The sequence below is a fragment of the Escherichia sp. UTM R2 genome (assembly GCF_048593455.1).
Lineage (GTDB): Bacteria > Pseudomonadota > Gammaproteobacteria > Enterobacterales > Enterobacteriaceae > Escherichia > Escherichia coli.
On record NZ_JBFWDY010000002.1, the window covers coordinates 1,276,062 to 1,295,200 of the forward strand.

General features: G+C 52.5%; 15 protein-coding genes. 10 read left to right on the forward strand and 5 right to left on the reverse strand.

The genetic code is table 11. From position 1 onward, the window contains the following. Nucleotide 1: 1 nt before the first annotated feature. Nucleotides 2–358: an ArsC family reductase gene (locus tag AB4H76_RS07005; protein WP_000258247.1), complete on the reverse strand. Its 357-nt coding sequence runs from the start codon at nucleotides 356–358 to the stop codon at nucleotides 2–4. A gap of 380 nt (nucleotides 359–738) precedes the next feature. On the opposite strand from AB4H76_RS07005, the gene ypfM reads away from it, so the two are divergent. Then, nucleotides 739–798, forward strand: coding sequence for a protein YpfM (gene ypfM / locus AB4H76_RS07010; protein ID WP_001386977.1), 60 nt, complete (start codon nucleotides 739–741; stop codon nucleotides 796–798). A 98-nt stretch (nucleotides 799–896) separates the two neighbouring features. On the opposite strand, the gene acrD is transcribed toward ypfM, so the two are convergent. Both acrD and narQ read right to left on the reverse strand, forming a co-directional pair. Then, nucleotides 897–4,010, reverse strand: a complete 3,114-nt coding sequence (gene acrD / locus AB4H76_RS07015) for a multidrug efflux RND transporter permease AcrD (protein WP_077491719.1) — start codon at nucleotides 4,008–4,010, stop codon at nucleotides 897–899. 163 nt (nucleotides 4,011–4,173) lie between these two features. Further along, nucleotides 4,174–5,874 (reverse strand): nitrate/nitrite two-component system sensor histidine kinase NarQ, encoded by a 1,701-nt coding sequence (gene narQ / locus AB4H76_RS07020; protein WP_001300881.1) that lies wholly within the window; start codon nucleotides 5,872–5,874, stop codon nucleotides 4,174–4,176. 205 nt (nucleotides 5,875–6,079) lie between these two features. Between narQ and aegA the strand changes: the two genes are divergently transcribed. The 3 genes from aegA to AB4H76_RS07035 all read left to right on the forward strand — a co-directional run bounded on the left by aegA (nucleotide 6,080) and on the right by AB4H76_RS07035 (nucleotide 9,871). Then, a complete protein-coding gene (gene aegA / locus AB4H76_RS07025; RefSeq protein ID WP_077491721.1) occupies nucleotides 6,080–8,059 on the forward strand; it encodes a formate-dependent uric acid utilization protein AegA in 1,980 nt (659 codons plus the stop codon). 67 nt (nucleotides 8,060–8,126) lie between these two features. Further along, nucleotides 8,127–8,702: a GDP-mannose pyrophosphatase NudK gene (gene nudK / locus AB4H76_RS07030; protein ID WP_001300814.1), complete on the forward strand. Its 576-nt coding sequence runs from the start codon at nucleotides 8,127–8,129 to the stop codon at nucleotides 8,700–8,702. A gap of 125 nt (nucleotides 8,703–8,827) precedes the next feature. Further along, nucleotides 8,828–9,871 (forward strand): DUF1176 domain-containing protein, encoded by a 1,044-nt coding sequence (locus AB4H76_RS07035; RefSeq protein ID WP_420062579.1) that lies wholly within the window; start codon nucleotides 8,828–8,830, stop codon nucleotides 9,869–9,871. 95 nt (nucleotides 9,872–9,966) lie between these two features. On the opposite strand, the gene tkt is transcribed toward AB4H76_RS07035, so the two are convergent. Then, nucleotides 9,967–11,970: a transketolase gene (gene tkt, locus AB4H76_RS07040; protein ID WP_085452697.1), complete on the reverse strand. Its 2,004-nt coding sequence runs from the start codon at nucleotides 11,968–11,970 to the stop codon at nucleotides 9,967–9,969. A gap of 19 nt (nucleotides 11,971–11,989) precedes the next feature. Further along, nucleotides 11,990–12,940 (reverse strand): transaldolase, encoded by a 951-nt coding sequence (gene tal, locus AB4H76_RS07045; RefSeq protein ID WP_121689822.1) that lies wholly within the window; start codon nucleotides 12,938–12,940, stop codon nucleotides 11,990–11,992. A 288-nt stretch (nucleotides 12,941–13,228) separates the two neighbouring features. On the opposite strand from tal, the gene maeB reads away from it, so the two are divergent. From maeB to pta, 6 genes are all read left to right on the forward strand, one after another. Then, nucleotides 13,229–15,508 carry an NADP-dependent oxaloacetate-decarboxylating malate dehydrogenase gene (gene maeB / locus AB4H76_RS07050; protein WP_000342642.1) on the forward strand — a complete coding sequence of 760 codons (2,280 nt, stop codon included), beginning with the start codon at nucleotides 13,229–13,231 and terminating at the stop codon, nucleotides 15,506–15,508. A 292-nt stretch (nucleotides 15,509–15,800) separates the two neighbouring features. Next, nucleotides 15,801–16,136 (forward strand): ethanolamine utilization microcompartment protein EutS, encoded by a 336-nt coding sequence (gene eutS / locus AB4H76_RS07055; protein WP_000356956.1) that lies wholly within the window; start codon nucleotides 15,801–15,803, stop codon nucleotides 16,134–16,136. Between the two features lie 12 nt (nucleotides 16,137–16,148). Beyond that, nucleotides 16,149–16,628: an ethanolamine utilization acetate kinase EutP gene (gene eutP / locus AB4H76_RS07060; protein WP_000820762.1), complete on the forward strand. Its 480-nt coding sequence runs from the start codon at nucleotides 16,149–16,151 to the stop codon at nucleotides 16,626–16,628. Beyond that, a complete protein-coding gene (gene eutQ, locus AB4H76_RS07065) occupies nucleotides 16,603–17,304 on the forward strand; it encodes an ethanolamine utilization acetate kinase EutQ (RefSeq protein ID WP_000733906.1) in 702 nt (233 codons plus the stop codon). Before eutP ends, eutQ begins: the two co-directional genes overlap by 26 nt. Further along, nucleotides 17,301–18,104: an ethanolamine utilization cob(I)yrinic acid a,c-diamide adenosyltransferase EutT gene (gene eutT, locus AB4H76_RS07070; protein WP_000651295.1), complete on the forward strand. Its 804-nt coding sequence runs from the start codon at nucleotides 17,301–17,303 to the stop codon at nucleotides 18,102–18,104. Before eutQ ends, eutT begins: the two co-directional genes overlap by 4 nt. Then, entirely contained in the window at nucleotides 18,101–19,117 is a 1,017-nt protein-coding gene (gene pta, locus AB4H76_RS07075) for a phosphate acetyltransferase (RefSeq protein ID WP_000582977.1), read from the forward strand. The genes eutT and pta overlap by 4 nt, the downstream gene beginning before the upstream one ends. The last annotated feature ends 22 nt before the right edge of the window (nucleotides 19,118–19,139 follow it).

Below are 19,139 nucleotides of genomic sequence, written 5' to 3' on the forward strand. Positions count from 1 at the left end.
ACTACACCTCATGGAAAAATTGCTGATAACTGGAATCACTGAAACCCAGCAGCATAGGCTTACCAGGCGCGCAGAGCAATGGACGTTTGATAATTGCAGGCATTTCAGTCATTAATGCCGCCGCAGAGGCCGCATCGGTGATTTTATTGCGGGTGGTTTCGTCCAGTTTACGCCAGGTTGTACCACGGGTGTTCAGTAACGCTTCCCAGCCTAATTCGTTGATAAAACCGTTCAATAATTCGCTGTCCAGCCCATCGACGCGGTAATCATGAAAACGATAGTCGATGTTATTGGCTTCCAGCCAACGGCGAGCCTTTTTAATGGTGTCACAATTTTTGATGCCGTAAAGTGTAACCATAATGAATCCTTTTTCGATCTATGAGAATAAATACTCATTTAAGGGTGAAAACATTTTGCCTGCAAATGATTATCAGGAAATATAACATTATCGAAGTATTCAAATTAACAACTATCAAATAATGTTAAACATTTTTAACGTAAACATTAAGAATATTCATCTTGTTATCTGTCTGTATTTTAACCAGAATTAAATCAGTATTAGATGCCGTATGAATATCTCGAAATGTTGCTGTGTATCACATACAAATTATCACCGCAGGACCATAGTATTTACATAAGGTTTGTCCCCCGGAGGTAGTCATCGCAGCAATCGAGTAAATTAGCTTCACCACGGTATATTGTTTCCGTAGAATACCCATAATTATAAGAGAGGTTGTTATGATTGAACGTGAACTGGGGAACTGGAAAGACTTTATTGAAGTTATGCTTCGTAAGTAATTCCTGAGACAAAGTACAAACAGCAAGAACCCGCTGAGCAGGTTCTTAATCGGAAAGTTGAAAAAGGCGACACATTAGCATGTCGCCTTTTTTATTGCTTATTCCGGGCGCGGCTTCAGCGGGAAGCGGCGGCGCACCAGTACAAAGAACAGCGGCACGAAGTAAATAGCCAGAATAGTGGCCGAAATCATCCCGCCCATTACGCCAGTACCCACCGCATGCTGACCACCGGAACCGGCACCCGTGCTGGTTGCCATTGGCAATACGCCGAAGATAAATGCCAGCGAGGTCATCAGAATCGGGCGTAAACGCTGACGGCAGGCGTGGAGCGTCGCTTCAAACAGGTCGTGGCCTTTTTGGTTCATCTCGTTAGCAAACTCGACGATCAGGATGGCGTTTTTCGCCGATAAACCAATGACCGTTAACAGGCCCACCTGGAAGTAAACGTCGTTTTCCAGCCCGCGCATCCAGGTTGCCAGCAGCGCGCCGATTACCCCCAGCGGCACGACCAGCATTACCGAGAACGGCACCGACCAGCTTTCATACAACGCAGCCAGACACAGGAATACCACCAGCAAGGAAATGGCGTACAGCGCCGGAGCCTGCGCGCCGGAAAGCCGCTCCTGATACGACATCGCCGTCCACTCCAGACCAAAGCCGTTTGGCAGCTGCTTCACTAACGATTCCATAATATCCATCGCCGTACCGGTACTGACCCCCGGTGCGGCTTCCCCAACAATCTCAACCGCAGAATAACCGTTATAGCGTTCCAGACGCGGCGAGCCTGTTTCCCAGCGTGAGGTCGCGAAAGCAGAGAAGGGCACCATGCCGCCATCTTTATTTCGGACATACCAGAGATTGATGTCATCTGGCAGCATGCGATACGGCGCAGCTGCCTGCACATAGACTTTCTTCACGCGACCGCGATCCATAAAGTCATTCACATAGCTCGAACCCCAGGCGGTTTGCAGTGTGTCGTTAATATCGTCGATAGCAACGCCCAGCGCCTGAGCTTTACGCTGGTCGATATCAATCTGCAACTGCGGACTGTCGTCGAGGCCGTTATGGCGCACACGGGTTAGCTCCGGGTTTTCCGCCGCCAGCGCCAGCAACTGATTACGTGCTGCCATCAGCGCATCGTGACCCGCTCCAGCGTGGTCCTGCAACTCCATATCAAAACCTGCAGAACTACCAAGACCGCTAATTGCTGGCGGGCTGCTGGCGATAACGCGAGCTTCTTTAATTTGGTTAAACGCCTTCGTTGCACGCTCGATAATGGCAAACGAGGTGCCGGTCTTACTGTCGCGTACGCTCCAGTCTTTCAGGCGGATAAACATTCGCGCCACGTTTTGCCCGTTACCCCCAGGGCCAGAACCAACGGTGGCAAACACCGACATGATGTTGTCTTTTTCATGGGTGAAGTAGTATTTCTCGATTTGCTCAACGACTTTCAGGGTCTGTTGTTGCGTTGAACCGCTGGGCAACTGTACCGAGGTAGTAAACATGCCACGGTCTTCCAGCGGTAAGAACGACGTCGGCAAACGCAGGAACAGGAACACCATGCCGCCAAGCAGCAGGACATAAATCACAATCCAGCGCAGGCTACGGTGGAGAATTTTCGCCACCCCTTTTTCGTAGCGTTCGGCGTTGCGGTTAAACATCTGGTTAAACCAGGCAAAAAAGCCTTTTTGCCCATGATGCTCACCTTTTTTCAGTGGCTTAAGTAGTGTGGCACACAGAGCCGGAGTGAGGATCATCGCTACCAGTACTGACAGCACCATCGCCGCAACAATGGTAATAGAGAACTGGCGATAGATGGCACCGGTGGTGCCGCCGAAGAAGGCCATTGGTACAAATACCGCCGAAAGAACCATCGCAATCCCGACCAGTGCCCCCTGGATCTGCCCCATCGATTTACGTGTGGCTTCGCGAGGAGTGAGTCCTTCCTCACTCATAATACGTTCGACGTTTTCCACCACCACGATGGCGTCATCCACCAGCAGACCGATCGCCAGCACCATCGCGAACATGGTTAAGGTGTTGACGCTGTAACCGAAGGCGTAAAGTACGGAGAAGGTTCCCATCAACACCACCGGCACGGCGATAGTGGGTATCAGCGTGGCGCGGAAGTTTTGCAGGAACAGATACATAACGAGGAAAACCAGAGCGATAGCTTCCAGCAGCGTTTTCACCACGTCTTCAATGGAGGCTTTAACAAACGAGGTGGTTTCATACGCCACCTTGTATTCCAGTCCGTGCGGGAAGTACTGCGCCAGCTCGTCGAGACGATTGAGCACCAGCTCCGCTGTCGCCATTTCGTTTGCGCCGGAGGCCAGTTTTACCCCCAGCCCGGAGGCTGGCTTACCATTGAAGCGGCTAAGATAATCGTATTTCTCCGCCCCCATTTCGACGGTGGCGACATCGCCCAGCCTTACCTCTGAGCCGTCTTGATTCACCCTCAAGGTGATATCGCGGAACTGTTCTGGTGTTTGCAGCAGTGACTGGGCGTTAATGGTGGCGTTGAGCGCCTGCTTATCGACGGAAGGTGTACCACCAAGTTGCCCAACCGCAATCTGCGCGTTCTGTGACTCAATGGCATCAGTGACATCTTTAGCTGTCATCTGGAAACTGTTGAGTTTCGCCGGGTCCAGCCAGATACGCATGGAATATTGCGAACCATAGGCATCAATATCCCCGACGCCATTTACGCGGCTTAACGGGTCCTGAATATTACTGGCAACATAATCAGCAATATCCTGTTTATCCATCGAACCATCGGTAGAGACGAAGGCAATGGTCAGAATGTTGGTATCGCCGGTTTTACGCACCGTCACGCCCTGATTTTGCACCGCCTGCGGTAACTTTCGCATGGCTGATTGCAGCTGGTTTTGTACTTGCTGCACGGCTTCGTCCGGATCGGTGCCTGCTTTAAAACTTAAAGTGACAGATGCCTGACCGGTGCCACTGCTCTGAGATGACATATACATGAGATTATCGAGGCCGGTCATATTTTGCTCGATAACCTGGGTCACGGTGTTTTCCAGCGTCTGGGCCGATGCGCCGGGATAGTTAGCGGTCACTCGCACATTCGGTGGCGCGAGATCGGGGTATTGTTCAACGGGCAATGAAAAAATCGCCAGGGTACCTGTCAGACACAACAGGATTGCCAGCACCCAGGCAAAAATGGGGCGATCAATAAAGAAATTCGCCATTAAAAGAGGACCTCGTGTTTCTGCGTATCGTTGTAGGCTTAACTTGCTTCACTGTAGCGGCAAGGTACGAGCCAATCGTGGAGAAAAAAAGGAGTTAATGTAAATTATCATGCCCTTTTATACTGAACCTTAAGTGCAAGTATTCTTTGGTCAGTAGGAGGCATTACATTAACTGACTTTCCTCACCCTCCGCAGAGCGAAAGCTAATACTCACTAACGTGCCGCCGCCGGAAGGTTGTGAAAAAGTCAGCGTCCCACCTAGCCGTTCCGCGCGTTCGCGCATGATATTCAGACCATAATGACCTTCGGGTTCTTTCGGTTCACCGATACCAATCCCGTTATCACGGATATAAACCGTGTGATTGCCGTCCGGCGCGGTGACGCAACTGACGGCGATTTCGCTGGCGTTGGCGTGCTTCATCGCATTCAGCACCGCTTCGCGAATAATTTGCAACAAATGCACCTGCATTTGCGCATCCAGTGCCAGGGTTGGCAGACGGCAGTCGAGGGTCAGTTTGGCGCTGGTTTGATTTTGTAACGTATCCAGCATTTCCCTCAATGCGGAGGGGAGATCCGCCTGCTGCAGCGTCAGGCGGAAAGTAGTCAACAGCTCGCGTAACTGCCGATAAGCATCATTCAACGCCTGGGAAAAATCGGCCATGATACTTTGTGCGGTGGCGTTATCTTCCGGTATCGAACGCTTCAGTAACGTCAACTGGATACGTAAGTAAGAAAGTACCTGAGCCAGCGAGTCGTGCAATTCGCGGGCGATGGTCGCACGTTCTTCCATCAACAATAATTGCTGAAAATGCTTCTGCGCCTGATTAAAGTACAAACCGCGTCCCAGCATCGACGAAACGCTGTTAAGCAGCGGTTCTGATGATGAAACGTGACTATTTTGCCAGTGCAGTTCGCCGTAAACCGTCTCTTGCATTGTCACCGGTAAAATCTGCATCGGCAATTCCGGGTTTGGTTGCCCTTCGCTAATCCGCCAGTTTTCACCGACATTTAACTCCAGATATTCAGCCGCTTCATTGTCGCGAACAATCTGCAAAATATGGCGGAAACAATGCACATCAATCTGGCTAGTGTTCAGCGCCTGCGAACACTGATACAACACCTCCAGACGACGCTTGGCCTCGTGGAGATCGCGGGTCTTTTCTTCTACTGACGCTTCCAGCGAACGGTACAATTTATGCAGCTCGCTCGACATCTGGTTAAAGGTTTTTGCAAGCAGACCAAGCTCATTCGGCAGGTTGGTATCCAGCGGCGGCGAGTCGAACTGCCCGTGTTCAATACGCTGACTGGCGGTAACCAGCTGATTCAGCGGGGCAACCACCTGATGGCGTATGCGGCGCAAAGTAAAAAAGACCAGCGTGAAAATACCGATGCCGCCAGCCAGGGAAATCGCCACCACCAGCAGCATTTTGCGTTCAGCGTAGTGCTGTAAAGCCAGTACGAACAGGTCTATCTGATTAACATAATTATTAATATTGGCCTGATACCACGGCAAATCGCCCTTGCTGAGCCGATTATTCATCTCCAGCCAGTTGGCATTCAGATGCGCATAGCGAGTTTTTACTGCTTCTGGCACATACCAGACGTTGAGGTTGGTTAATACCGGTGAATGCAGTGCCTGCTGAAATAACTGGCGATGTGCATTGAGTTGTGGACTGCCACTTTGCAAGTCGTAGCCCAGGCGGTAACTCTGCATACGCAGCGATCCGGCAATATTGATAGCCTCAGCGTCGCGCAAACTGCTCGCCAGAGTTAGCAGAGCGATACCCGTGGAAAGAATCGACAGCAGCACAATGTAAAAAAAGGCCCGGGCCAGACTGGCCGAGACGGGTCGTTTAACAATCACACGCGTCTTCTCCACAAAAAATCATTAATGTTCCAGTTCGCTGAAACGCAATTTAGTCAGTGATGGGATTATTTGATCTGCCACAGTTTATAGCGAAATAGTTACTTATTCTGGGCACATGAACATTGCCGATTCCCCTGTAAGTCGGGTAATAACAACACTCATATAAAGAATAAGGTTTTTACAACCAAAAAAGAAGGTCGTTATGAATCGTTTTATTATGGCCAACAGTCAGCAATGTCTGGGTTGTCATGCTTGTGAAATCGCCTGTGTCATGGCTCACAATGATGAGCAACATGTCCTGAGCCAACACCATTTTCATCCCCGAATTACGGTTATCAAACATCAACAGCAACGTAGTGCAGTGACCTGTCACCATTGTGAAGATGCGCTCTGCGCCCGTAGCTGCCCTAATGGCGCAATCAGCCACGTTGATGACAGCATTCAGGTCAATCAGCAAAAGTGTATTGGCTGTAAATCCTGCGTGGTGGCCTGTCCTTTTGGTACGATGCAAATCGTCCTGACACCCGTCGCGGCAGGAAAAGTAAAAGCCACGGCGCATAAATGCGACCTTTGTGCGGGGCGCGAAAACGGTCCTGCCTGTGTTGAGAATTGCCCGGCGGACGCGCTGCAACTGGTCACTGACGTCGCACTCTCCGGCATGGCGAAATCCCGCCGCTTGCGCACCGCGCGTCAGGAACATCAACCGTGGCATGCCAGTACCGCGGCGCAAGAAATGCCGGTAATGAGTAAAGTCGAACAAATGCAGGCAACGCCCGCGCGTGGCGAGCCGGATAAACTGGCGATTGAAGCGCGCAAAACCGGTTTTGATGAAATTTATCTGCCATTTCGCGCCGACCAGGCACAACGGGAAGCCTCGCGCTGCCTTAAGTGCGGCGAGCACAGCGTTTGTGAATGGACCTGCCCGCTGCATAACCATATACCGCAGTGGATTGAACTGGTGAAAGCCGGAAACATCGACGCCGCCGTCGAGCTTTCTCACCAGACCAACACCCTGCCGGAAATTACCGGACGCGTTTGTCCGCAAGACCGTTTGTGTGAAGGTGCCTGTACTATTCGCGATGAGCACGGCGCGGTAACTATCGGCAACATTGAACGCTACATTTCAGATCAGGCGTTGGCGAAAGGTTGGCGTCCTGACTTAAGCCATGTCACCAAAGTGGACAAGCGGGTGGCGATTATCGGTGCAGGTCCGGCAGGGCTGGCCTGTGCGGATGTTCTGACCCGCAATGGCGTGGGGGTGACGGTGTACGATCGCCATCCAGAAATCGGTGGCTTGCTCACTTTCGGCATTCCTTCTTTCAAACTGGATAAATCCCTGCTGGCACGCCGTCGGGAAATCTTCAGCGCGATGGGGATTCACTTCGAACTCAATTGTGAAGTGGGTAAAGATGTCTCTTTGGATTCGCTTTTGGAACAATACGACGCGGTCTTCGTTGGCGTAGGCACTTACCGTTCCATGAAAGCGGGTTTACCCAATGAAGATGCGCCGGGCGTTTATGACGCGCTGCCGTTCCTCATTGCCAACACTAAACAGGTGATGGGGCTCGAAGAGCTACCGGAAGAGCCGTTTATCAATACCGCCGGACTTAACGTCGTGGTACTGGGCGGCGGCGACACCGCGATGGACTGTGTGCGTACAGCACTGCGCCACGGCGCGAGTAACGTCACCTGCGCTTATCGTCGTGATGAAGCTAACATGCCAGGCTCGAAGAAAGAAGTGAAGAACGCCCGCGAAGAGGGGGCCAACTTCGAATTTAACGTCCAGCCGGTGGCGCTTGAGCTGAATGAACAAGGTCACGTCTGCGGGATTCGTTTCCTGCGCACGCGTCTTGGCGAGCCGGATGCCCAGGGGCGTCGGCGTCCAGTGCCGGTGGAAGGCAGTGAATTTGTCATGCCAGCCGACGCGGTGATTATGGCGTTTGGCTTCAATCCGCACGGGATGCCGTGGCTGGAGTCGCACGGTGTAACGGTAGACAAATGGGGCCGCATCATCGCGGATGTGGAAAGCCAGTACCGTTACCAGACCACCAATCCGAAAATCTTCGCTGGTGGTGACGCCGTGCGTGGTGCGGATCTGGTGGTTACCGCAATGGCAGAAGGACGTCATGCGGCACAGGGGATTATTGACTGGCTGGGGGTAAAATCAGTCAAATCTCACTGATAGCCTGCGCAGACAAACCCGACTTCACAGCGTAAGATAATTGTTCATTTCGCGCTGTGGAGTCGGTATGACGCAACAAATCACCCTCATTAAAGACAAAATTCTCTCCGATAACTATTTCACCCTGCACAACATTACTTACGATCTCACGCGCAAAGACGGCGAAGTTATCCGCCATAAACGTGAAGTGTACGATCGCGGCAATGGTGCGACGATCCTCCTGTACAACACGAAGAAAAAGACCGTGGTTCTGATTCGTCAGTTCCGTGTCGCTACCTGGGTTAATGGCAATGAAAGCGGGCAGCTGATTGAAAGCTGCGCCGGGCTGCTGGATAACGACGAACCGGAAGTGTGTATTCGCAAAGAAGCGATTGAAGAGACGGGCTATGAAGTGGGTGAAGTGCGCAAATTATTTGAACTGTATATGTCGCCAGGCGGTGTGACTGAGCTAATCCACTTTTTTATCGCCGAATACAGTGACAATCAGCGCGCTAACGCCGGTGGCGGTGTCGAAGATGAAGATATTGAAGTGCTCGAGCTGCCGTTCAGCCAGGCGCTGGAGATGATCAAAACCGGCGAGATACGTGACGGTAAGACGGTGTTATTGCTTAACTATTTGCAAACGTCACATTTAATGGACTGAAAAATAACAATAATATTTCGTTGTTTATTATTGGCTCAATCCGACAAATCCGATTGAGCCGCGCTACCTGCGCAACGAAGATACGACTTGTGCTGTTTGTTTGAACTTCTGGGGTCGTACCGTCCATGCGCTATCGCATTTTCCTTCTCTTTTTTTTCGCTTTGTTGCCGACGTCTTTGGTGTGGGCGGCACCAGCGCAACGGGCGTTTTCCGACTGGCAGGTCACCTGTAATAACCAAAATTTCTGCGTGGCGCGTAATACGGGCGATCATAATGGACTGGTGATGACCCTGAGCCGCAGCGCCGGGGCGCATACCGATGCCGTTTTACGTATTGAGCGCGGCGGATTGAAGTCGCCGGAGGCGTCAGAAGGGGAGATAGCGCCACGGCTGCTGTTAGATGGCGAGCCGTTGGCGTTAAGTGGTGACAAGTGGTGGATTTCACCATGGTTATTAGTAACCGATGATACGGCAACCATCACCGCGTTTTTGCAGATGATTCAGGAAGGGAAGGCAATCACCTTACGCGATGGCGATCAGACCATTTCTCTGAGTGGCTTAAAAGCAGCGTTGTTGTTTATTGATGCTCAGCAAAAGCGCGTTGGCAGTGAAACCGCGTGGATAAAGAAAGGGGACGAACCGCCGCTCAGCGTACCGCCCGCGCCTGCGCTGAAAGAGGTCGCGGTGGTTAACCCAACGCCGACGCCACTCTCACTCGAAGAACGCAACGATTTGCTGGATTATGGAAACTGGCGGATGAATGGTCTGCGCTGCTCGCTTGATCCATTGCGTCGTGAGGTGAATGTCACTGCGCTGACTGATGATAAAGCGCTGATGATGATTAGCTGTGAGGCAGGGGCCTATAACACCATTGATTTGGCATGGATTGTGTCGCGTAAAAAGCCGCTGGCTTCGCGCCCGGTTCGGTTGCGTTTGCCGTTCAACAACGGTCAGGAGACGAATGAACTGGAACTGATGAACGCAACATTTGATGAGAAATCGCGTGAACTGGTGACCTTAGCGAAAGGGCGCGGATTAAGCGATTGTGGCATTCAGGCGCGCTGGCGCTTTGACGGTCAGCGTTTTCGCCTGGTGCGTTACGCCGCAGAACCCACCTGCGATAACTGGCATGGGCCAGATGCCTGGCCCACGTTGTGGATCACCCGTTAAACAAAATGGCGGGGACATGTAGGCCGGATAAGACGCTGTAGGCCGGATAAGACGCGTCAGCGTCGCATCCGGCAATCAGCATCCGGCGATCACCATCAGGCACCTTTCACTCCCAGCACCTTATGCGCTTTTGCCACAATATTCTCGGCGGTAAAGCCAAAGAACGGGAACAGCTTATCCGCCGGAGCAGATTCCCCGTAACCCGTCATCCCGACAATTGCCCCTTTCAGACCAACATACTTGTACCAGTAATCGGCAATACCTGCTTCCACCGCTACGCGAGCCGCAACGTTAGAAGGCAACACCGACTCGCGATACTCCTCATCCTGAGCGTCAAAAATATCGGTCGAGGGCAGGGAAACTACGCGTACATTGCGACCTTCTCCTGCTAATTTCTCTGCCGCTTGCAGGGTAATTTCCATCTCTGAACCGGTGGCAATCAGAATAATATCTGGCTTACCGCCGCTGTCTTTCAGCACATAACCGCCACGAGCAATCTCTTTAACCTGATCCGGCGTACGTTCCACCTGGGCCAGATTCTGCCTGGAGAGGATCAGTGTCGTCGGTCCGTTGTGGCGCTCAACCGCCAGCTTCCAGCCCACCGCCGCTTCCACCTGATCGCACGGTCGCCAGGTGCTGAAATTTGGCGTTAAGCGCAGACTGGCCAGTTGCTCAACAGCCTGGTGCGTCGGACCATCTTCGCCCAGGCCAATTGAGTCGTGGGTATAAACCATAATCTGCCGCGCTTTCATCAGTGCCGCCATTCGCGCGGCGTTACGGGCGTATTCAACAAACATCAGGAACGTCGCGGTATACGGCACAAAGCCGCCGTGGTGCGCAATGCCGTTGGCGATAGCGGTCATGCCAAATTCACGCACCCCGTAGTGAATGTAGTTGCCCGCCGGATCTTCCTTCAGCGAAACAGAACCTTTCCAGATGGTCAGGTTGCTGGGAGCCAGATCCGCCGAACCGCCGAGCAGCTCCGGTAGTATCGGCCCGTAAGCGTTAAGCGTATTTTGCGAAGCCTTACGGGTAGCGATTTTCGCCGGATTTGCCTGTAACTCATTGATATATTTCTGAGTCGTTTTCTCCCAGTCCTTCGGTAAACCACCGCTCATCCGACGGGTAAACTCTTCTGCCAGTTGCGGATGAGCCTTTTTATAGGCGGCAAACTTCTCATTCCAGCTCTGCTGCGCTTTTTCGCCTTTTTCGCGGGCATCCCAGGCGTGATAAATCTCTTTAGGGATTTCAAATGGCGGATGGTGCCAGCCCAGTTTTTGCCGTGCCAGCGCCACTTCTTCTTCCCCCAGCGGTGCGCCGTGCGCCTCTTCCTTACCTGCTTTATTCGGCGAACCAAAGCCAATCACCGTACGGCAGATAATCAGCGACGGCTTATCTTTCACGCTTTGCGCTTCAAGGATCGCTTCCTTCACCGCCTGCGGATCGTGACCGTCGATTTCATGGATCACATGCCAGTGATAGGCTTCAAAACGTTTTGCCGTATCGTCGGTAAACCAGCCTTCGGTTTCTCCATCAATCGAAATACCGTTGTGATCGTAAAAACCAATCAGCTTGCCCAGTCCCAGCGTGCCCGCCAGCGAACAGACTTCGTGGGAAATACCTTCCATCAGGCAGCCGTCGCCCATAAACACATAGGTGAAGTGATCGACAATTTCATGATCTGGCTGGTTAAACTGCGCCGCCAGCGTACGCTCTGCTATCGCCAGCCCGACGGCGTTCGCCAAACCTTGTCCAAGTGGACCGGTGGTGGTTTCAACACCAGGCGTATAGCCGATTTCCGGGTGGCCTGGGGTTTTTGAATGCAACTGACGGAAGTTCTTCAGTTCTTCCAGCGGCAGGTCGTAGCCCGTCAGATGTAGCAAACTGTAGAGCAGCATTGACGCGTGACCGTTGGAAAGAATAAAGCGGTCGCGATCATACCAGGTTGGGTCGGTAGGGTTATGTTTAAGAAAATCGTTCCACAGCACTTCAGCAATATCAGCCATGCCCATCGGCGCGCCGGGATGACCAGAATTGGCTTTTTGTACCGCATCCATACTGAGTGCGCGAATCGCATTGGCAAGGTCTTTTCGGGACATATAACACTCCGTGGCTGGTTTATAGTTTGGCGGCAAGAAGATCTTCCAGTTTGCGTTGATCAACGGCGAACAGACGAATGCCTTCAGACAGTTTTTCTACCGCCATCGGATCCTGATTGTGCTCCCAACGGAACTCCGCTTCGCTCATGGGAGCTGGGCGTGGGAACGTCTGAGAAGGTGGGATTAATTTACGTACCACTGGCGAAACTTTTTCCTGCAGCTCCTTCAGCAAATTCGGTGCGATAGTCAGTCGATCGCAGCCGGTTAAGGCGAGGATTTGTTCGGTGCGACGGAAGCTCGCGCCCATCACAATGGTTTCATAGTGGTGTTGCTTATAGTAGTCGTAGATATTGCGCACCGATTTAACGCCCGGATCTTCTTCCACCACATACGGGTCCATCGGCTTGCGTGCCTGATACCAGTCATAAATACGCCCGACAAACGGCGAAATCAGAAAAACGCCTGCTTCCGCACAGGCCCGTGCCTGTGCAAAAGAAAACAGCAGCGTCAGGTTGCAGTTAATACCTTCTTTTTCCAGCTCTTCTGCCGCGCGAATTCCTTCCCAGGTCGAAGCCAGCTTGATCAGAATGCGTGATTTCTCAACGCCTTGTTGCTGATACAAGTCCACCAGATGGCGCGCCTTCTCAATACTCTTTTCTTTATCAAAAGAGAGGCGTGCATCAACTTCTGTTGACACGCGACCGGGTACGATTTTGAGGATTTCAGCACCGAAATTGACCGCCAGTTTGTCACACGCTGCGACCACCTGTTGTTCCTGGGTCTTGCCATTTTTTTTACCCCAGACGATAGCATCGTCTATTAAATGCTCATATTGTGATAATCCGGCAGCTTTGAGTAACAGCGAAGGATTGGTGGTGGCATCCTGGGGATGATAATGGCGAATGGACTCAATATCGCCGCTGTCTGCCACGACAGTGGTGAACTGTTTGATGCCGTCTAACTCGTTCATAGGAAATACTCCTTGAAAAGTAAAGTGTTAGATGAGTGTGTTAATTCACACTTCTGAGAAATTTCGCTAAACGCATCAAAAAAGCATAGCAGACAGGCATGGTATTGCTGGATTAAGCAGGTAACATCAGTGTTATAGGATTATTACCAAAACATTATATTAATGGTGAGAGTTTTGACTTGCTCAAAGTCTGTAGACTCCGGCAGGGTAATAATGTGCGCCACGTTGTGGGCAGGGGCTGTTGCCCACACACTTTATTTGTGAACGTTACGTGAAAGGAACAACCAAATGGATGACCAGTTAAAACAAAGTGCACTTGATTTCCATGAATTTCCAGTTCCAGGGAAAATCCAGGTTTCTCCAACCAAGCCTCTGGCAACACAGCGCGATCTGGCGCTGGCCTACTCACCAGGCGTTGCCGCACCTTGTCTTGAAATCGAAAAAGACCCGTTAAAAGCCTACAAATATACCGCCCGCGGTAACCTGGTGGCGGTGATCTCTAACGGTACGGCGGTGCTGGGGTTAGGCAACATTGGCGCGCTGGCAGGCAAACCGGTGATGGAAGGCAAGGGCGTTCTGTTTAAGAAATTCGCCGGGATTGATGTATTTGACATTGAAGTTGACGAACTCGACCCGGACAAATTTATTGAAGTTGTCGCCGCGCTCGAACCAACCTTCGGCGGCATCAACCTCGAAGACATTAAAGCGCCAGAATGTTTCTATATTGAACAGAAACTGCGCGAGCGGATGAATATTCCGGTATTCCACGACGATCAGCACGGCACGGCAATTATCAGCACTGCCGCCATCCTCAACGGCTTGCGCGTGGTGGAGAAAAACATCTCTGACGTGCGTATGGTGGTTTCCGGCGCGGGTGCCGCAGCAATCGCCTGTATGAACCTGCTGGTAGCGCTGGGTCTGCAAAAACATAACATCGTGGTTTGCGATTCAAAAGGCGTTATCTATCAGGGCCGTGAGCCAAACATGGCGGAAACCAAAGCCGCATATGCGGTGGTGGATGACGGCAAACGTACCCTCGATGATGTGATTGAAGGCGCGGATATTTTCCTCGGATGTTCCGGCCCGAAAGTGCTGACCCAGGAAATGGTGAAGAAAATGGCTCGTGCGCCAATGATCCTGGCGCTGGCGAACCCGGAACCGGAAATTCTGCCGCCGCTGGCGAAAGAAGTGCGTCCGGATGCCATCATTTGCACCGGTCGTTCTGACTATCCGAACCAGGTGAACAACGTCCTGTGCTTCCCGTTCATCTTCCGTGGCGCGCTGGACGTTGGCGCAACCGCAATCAACGAAGAGATGAAACTGGCGGCGGTACGTGCGATTGCAGAACTCGCCCATGCGGAACAGAGCGAAGTGGTGGCTTCAGCGTATGGCGATCAGGATCTGAGCTTTGGTCCGGAATACATCATTCCAAAACCGTTTGATCCGCGCTTGATCGTTAAGATCGCTCCTGCGGTCGCTAAAGCCGCGATGGAGTCGGGCGTGGCGACGCGTCCGATTGCTGATTTCGACGTTTACATCGACAAGCTGACTGAGTTCGTTTACAAAACCAACCTGTTTATGAAGCCGATTTTCTCCCAGGCTCGCAAAGCGCCGAAGCGCGTAGTTCTGCCGGAAGGGGAAGAGGCGCGCGTTCTGCATGCCACTCAGGAACTGGTAACGCTGGGACTGGCGAAACCGATCCTTATCGGTCGTCCGAACGTGATCGAAATGCGCATTCAGAAACTGGGCTTGCAGATCAAAGCGGGCGTTGATTTTGAGATCGTCAATAACGAATCCGATCCGCGCTTTAAAGAGTACTGGACCGAATACTTCCAGATCATGAAGCGTCGCGGCGTCACTCAGGAACAGGCGCAGCGGGCGCTGATCAGTAACCCGACAGTGATCGGCGCGATCATGGTTCAGCGTGGCGAAGCCGATGCAATGATTTGCGGTACGGTGGGTGATTATCATGAACATTTTAGCGTGGTGAAAAATGTCTTTGGTTATCGTGATGGCGTTCACACCGCAGGTGCCATGAACGCGCTGCTGCTGCCGAGTGGTAACACCTTTATTGCCGATACATATGTTAATGATGAACCGGATGCAGAAGAGCTGGCGGAGATCACCTTGATGGCGGCAGAAACTGTCCGTCGTTTTGGTATTGAGCCGCGCGTTGCTCTGTTGTCGCACTCCAACTTTGGTTCTTCTGACTGCCCGTCGTCGAGCAAAATGCGTCAGGCGCTGGAACTGGTCAGGGATCGTGCGCCAGATCTGATGATTGATGGTGAAATGCACGGCGATGCAGCGCTGGTGGAAGCGATTCGCAACGACCGTATGCCGGACAGCCCTTTGAAAGGTTCTGCCAATATTCTGGTGATGCCGAACATGGAAGCTGCCCGCATTAGTTACAACTTACTGCGCGTTTCCAGCTCGGAAGGTGTGACTGTCGGTCCGGTGCTGATGGGCGTGGCGAAACCGGTTCACGTGTTAACGCCGATCGCATCGGTGCGTCGTATCGTCAACATGGTGGCGCTGGCCGTGGTTGAAGCGCAAACCCAACCGCTGTAATTCTTTTTTAACTCTCACGCTTACCCTGAATATTCAGGGTAAGCGGTTTGGCTGCAATATATTAGTAAAGCTTATTACTGAGTTTGCGAATAATAAAAAAAGCAGTCTATATAATATCTCGATATTATTTTATTTATATTCATGCGTTGCATATGAAAGTTTATGCACCACAGCGAATATCTCTCCATTCTTAGTGATCTACCTCACCTTTTAAACGCGCTTGCCGAATTTTGTTATTTACTCTGACGAAAAATTGTCACGATACACGAAAGTTTTTCACAGGCGGCGACTCATGGATAAAGAACGCATCATTCAGGAATTTGTGCCCGGCAAACAGGTCACACTGGCGCATCTCATCGCGCATCCCGGTGAGGAACTGGCGAAGAAAATCGGCGTTCCGGATGCGGGCGCAATTGGCATTATGACGCTAACTCCCGGCGAAACGGCGATGATCGCCGGTGATTTAGCGCTGAAAGCCGCTGATGTGCATATCGGTTTTCTCGACCGATTCAGCGGTGCATTGGTGATTTATGGCTCGGTGGGCGCAGTAGAAGAAGCGTTATCACAAACCGTCAGCGGTTTAGGTCGCTTATTAAATTATACGCTTTGTGAAATGACCAAAAGTTAATACGAGGCATTCATGAAACGAATTGCGTTTGTGGGTAGCGTCGGGGCAGGAAAAACAACGTTATTTAATGCGTTGCAGGGGAATTATACCCTCGCCAGAAAAACACAGGCCGTGGAATTTAATGATAAGGGCGATATTGATACGCCGGGTGAATATTTTAACCATCCCCGCTGGTATCACGCCTTAATTACCACGCTACAGGATGTAGACATGCTGATCTATGTCCATGGCGCAAATGACCCGGAAAGTCGGTTGCCTGCCGGGTTGCTGGATATTGGCGTCAGCAAACGGCAAATCGCCGTCATCAGTAAAACGGACATGCCAGATGCTGACGTCGCCGCAACGCGAAAGTTATTGCTTGAGACGGGTTTCGAAGAGCCGATTTTCGAGCTAAACAGCCACGACCCGCAAAGCGTGCAGCAACTGGTGGATTATCTGGCATCTCTCACCAAACAGGAGGAAGCAGGTGAAAAAACTCATCACAGCGAATGATATTCGTGAAGCACACGCGCGCGGCGAACAGGCAATGTCCGTGGTTCTGCGCGCCAGCATTATTACCCCGGAAGCCCGTGAAGTGGCGGATCTACTGGGTTTTACCATCACCGAATGTGATGAATCGATCCCGGTAACGGCGTCCGTGCCCGCCAGCGTGCCAGCCGACAAAACCGAAAGCCAGCGCATCCGCGAAACCATCATTGCCCAGCTGCCGGAAGGCCAGTTTACCGAAAGCCTGGTCGCACAGCTGATGGAAAAAGTGATGAAGGAAAAACAGTCGCTGGAGCAGGGCGCAATGCAGCCGAGCTTCAAATCGGTGACCGGCAAAGGCGGCATCAAAGTGATTGATGGCAGTAGCGTCAAGTTTGGTCGTTTCGACGGCGCAGAGCCGCATTGCGTGGGCTTGACTGATCTTGTGACCGGAGACGACGGCAGCAGCATGGCCGCCGGTTTTATGCAGTGGGAGAACGCATTCTTCCCGTGGACCCTGAACTACGACGAAATCGACATGGTGCTGGAAGGAGAGCTGCATGTTCGCCACGAAGGCCAAACCATGATCGCCAAAGCAGGCGACGTGATGTTTATCCCGAAAGGCTCCAGCATCGAATTTGGTACGACATCCAGCGTGAAATTCCTGTATGTCGCCTGGCCGGCTAACTGGCAATCCCTATGAAAGATTTCATCACCGAAGCATGGCTAAGAGCGAACCATACGCTCAGCGAAGGCGCAGAGATCCATCTCCCTGCGGACAGTCGCCTGACGCCCTCTGCCCGGGAGTTACTGGAAAGCCGCCATCTGCGCATCAAGTTTATTGACGAGCAGGGCCGCCTGTTTGTTGACGATGAACAGCAGCAGCCGCAGCCCGTTCATGGGCTGACCAGTAGCGATGAACATCCGCAGGCGTGCTGCGAACTGTGCCGCCAGCCGGTGGCAAAAAAGCCAGATACTCTGACTCACCTGTCGGCGGAAAAAATGGTCGCCAAAAGCGATCCGCGTCTGGGTTTTCGCGCGGTTCTCGACAGCACCATTGCGCTGGCAGTGTGGCTGCAAATTGAACTGGCGGAGCCGTGGCAGCCGTGGCTGGCGGATATCCGTTCGCGTCTTGGCAACATTATGCGTGCCGATGCGCTGGGGGAACCGCTGGGCTGCCAAGCGATTGTCGGGCTTTCTGACGAAGATCTGCATCGGCTTTCTCATCAGCCGCTGCGCTATCTCGACCACGATCATCTGGTGCCGGAAGCCAGCCACGGGCGCGATGCTGCGTTGCTCAATCTGCTACGCACCAAAGTGCGGGAAACCGAAACCGTAGCGGCGCAGGTCTTTATCACCCGCAGCTTTGAAGTATTACGCCCGGACATCTTGCAGGCGCTGAACCGCCTTTCGAGCACGGTCTACGTGATGATGATCCTGAGCGTAACGAAGAAGCCGCTAACGGTGAAGCAGATCCAACAACGACTGGGGGAAACGCAATGATTATTGAACGTTGTCGTGAACTGGCGTTGCGAGCGCCCGCCAGAGTGGTTTTTCCGGATGCGTTAGATCAACGTGTGCTGAAAGCTGCGCAATATTTACATCAACAAGGTCTGGCAACGCCCATTCTGGTCGCCAATCCGTTTGAACTTCGTCAGTTTGCGCTCAGTCACGGCGTGGCGATGGACGGGCTACAGGTGATTGATCCGCATGGCAACCTCGCAATGCGGGAAGAATTTGCTCATCGCTGGCTGGCCCGCGCGGGCGAAAAAACGCCGCCGGATGCGCTGGAAAAACTTACCGATCCGCTGATGTTCGCCGCCGCAATGGTCAGCGCCGGTAAAGCGGATGTCTGTATCGCGGGCAACCTCTCTTCCACGGCGAATGTGCTGCGTGCCGGATTACGCATTATCGGCTTGCAGCCAGGCTGTAAAACGCTCTCTTCCATTTTCCTGATGCTGCCACAGTACAGCGGCCCGGCGTTGGGCTTTGCCGATTGCAGCGTGGTGCCACAGCCGACGGCGGCGCAACTGGCGGATATCGCGCTTGCCAGTGCCGAAACCTGGCGCGCCATCACCGGAGAAGAGCCGCGCGTGGCGATGCTGTCGTTTTCCAGCAATGGTAGCGCCCGTCACCCCTGTGTTGCTAACGTCCAGCAGGCGACAGAAATCGTCCGTGAGCGCGCACCAAAGCTGGTGGTGGATGGCGAGTTACAGTTTGACGCCGCCTTCGTGCCGGAAGTGGCGGCGCAAAAAGCGCCTGCCAGCCCGCTACAGGGCAAGGCCAATGTGATGGTTTTTCCGTCGCTGGAAGCCGGAAATATTGGTTACAAAATCGCACAACGACTCGGCGGATATCGTGCCGTCGGGCCACTGATACAAGGACTTGCCGCGCCGATGCACGATCTCTCTCGTGGTTGTAGCGTGCAGGAAATTATCGAGCTGGCGCTGGTGGCAGCTGTGCCGCGTCAGACAGAAGTGAACCGCGAAAGCAGTTTACAAACACTGGTTGAATGAACGGTCCCGTTCTGGACCCTGA

Bases quoted from the DNA above. Each gene is read 5' to 3' on its own strand.
- maeB (WP_000342642.1), top strand. From the start codon at position 13,229: ATGGATGACCAGTTAAAACAAAGTGCACTTGATTTCCATGAATTTCCA.
- eutP (WP_000820762.1), top strand. From the start codon at position 16,149: ATGAAACGAATTGCGTTTGTGGGTAGCGTCGGGGCAGGAAAAACAACG.
- AB4H76_RS07005 (WP_000258247.1), bottom strand. From the start codon at position 358: ATGGTTACACTTTACGGCATCAAAAATTGTGACACCATTAAAAAGGCT.
- pta (WP_000582977.1), top strand. From the start codon at position 18,101: ATGATTATTGAACGTTGTCGTGAACTGGCGTTGCGAGCGCCCGCCAGA.
- tal (WP_121689822.1), bottom strand. From the start codon at position 12,940: ATGAACGAGTTAGACGGCATCAAACAGTTCACCACTGTCGTGGCAGAC.
- eutS (WP_000356956.1), top strand. From the start codon at position 15,801: ATGGATAAAGAACGCATCATTCAGGAATTTGTGCCCGGCAAACAGGTC.
- aegA (WP_077491721.1), top strand. From the start codon at position 6,080: ATGAATCGTTTTATTATGGCCAACAGTCAGCAATGTCTGGGTTGTCAT.
- acrD (WP_077491719.1), bottom strand. From the start codon at position 4,010: ATGGCGAATTTCTTTATTGATCGCCCCATTTTTGCCTGGGTGCTGGCA.
- tkt (WP_085452697.1), bottom strand. From the start codon at position 11,970: ATGTCCCGAAAAGACCTTGCCAATGCGATTCGCGCACTCAGTATGGAT.
- AB4H76_RS07035 (WP_420062579.1), top strand. From the start codon at position 8,828: ATGCGCTATCGCATTTTCCTTCTCTTTTTTTTCGCTTTGTTGCCGACG.
- nudK (WP_001300814.1), top strand. From the start codon at position 8,127: ATGACGCAACAAATCACCCTCATTAAAGACAAAATTCTCTCCGATAAC.
- eutT (WP_000651295.1), top strand. From the start codon at position 17,301: ATGAAAGATTTCATCACCGAAGCATGGCTAAGAGCGAACCATACGCTC.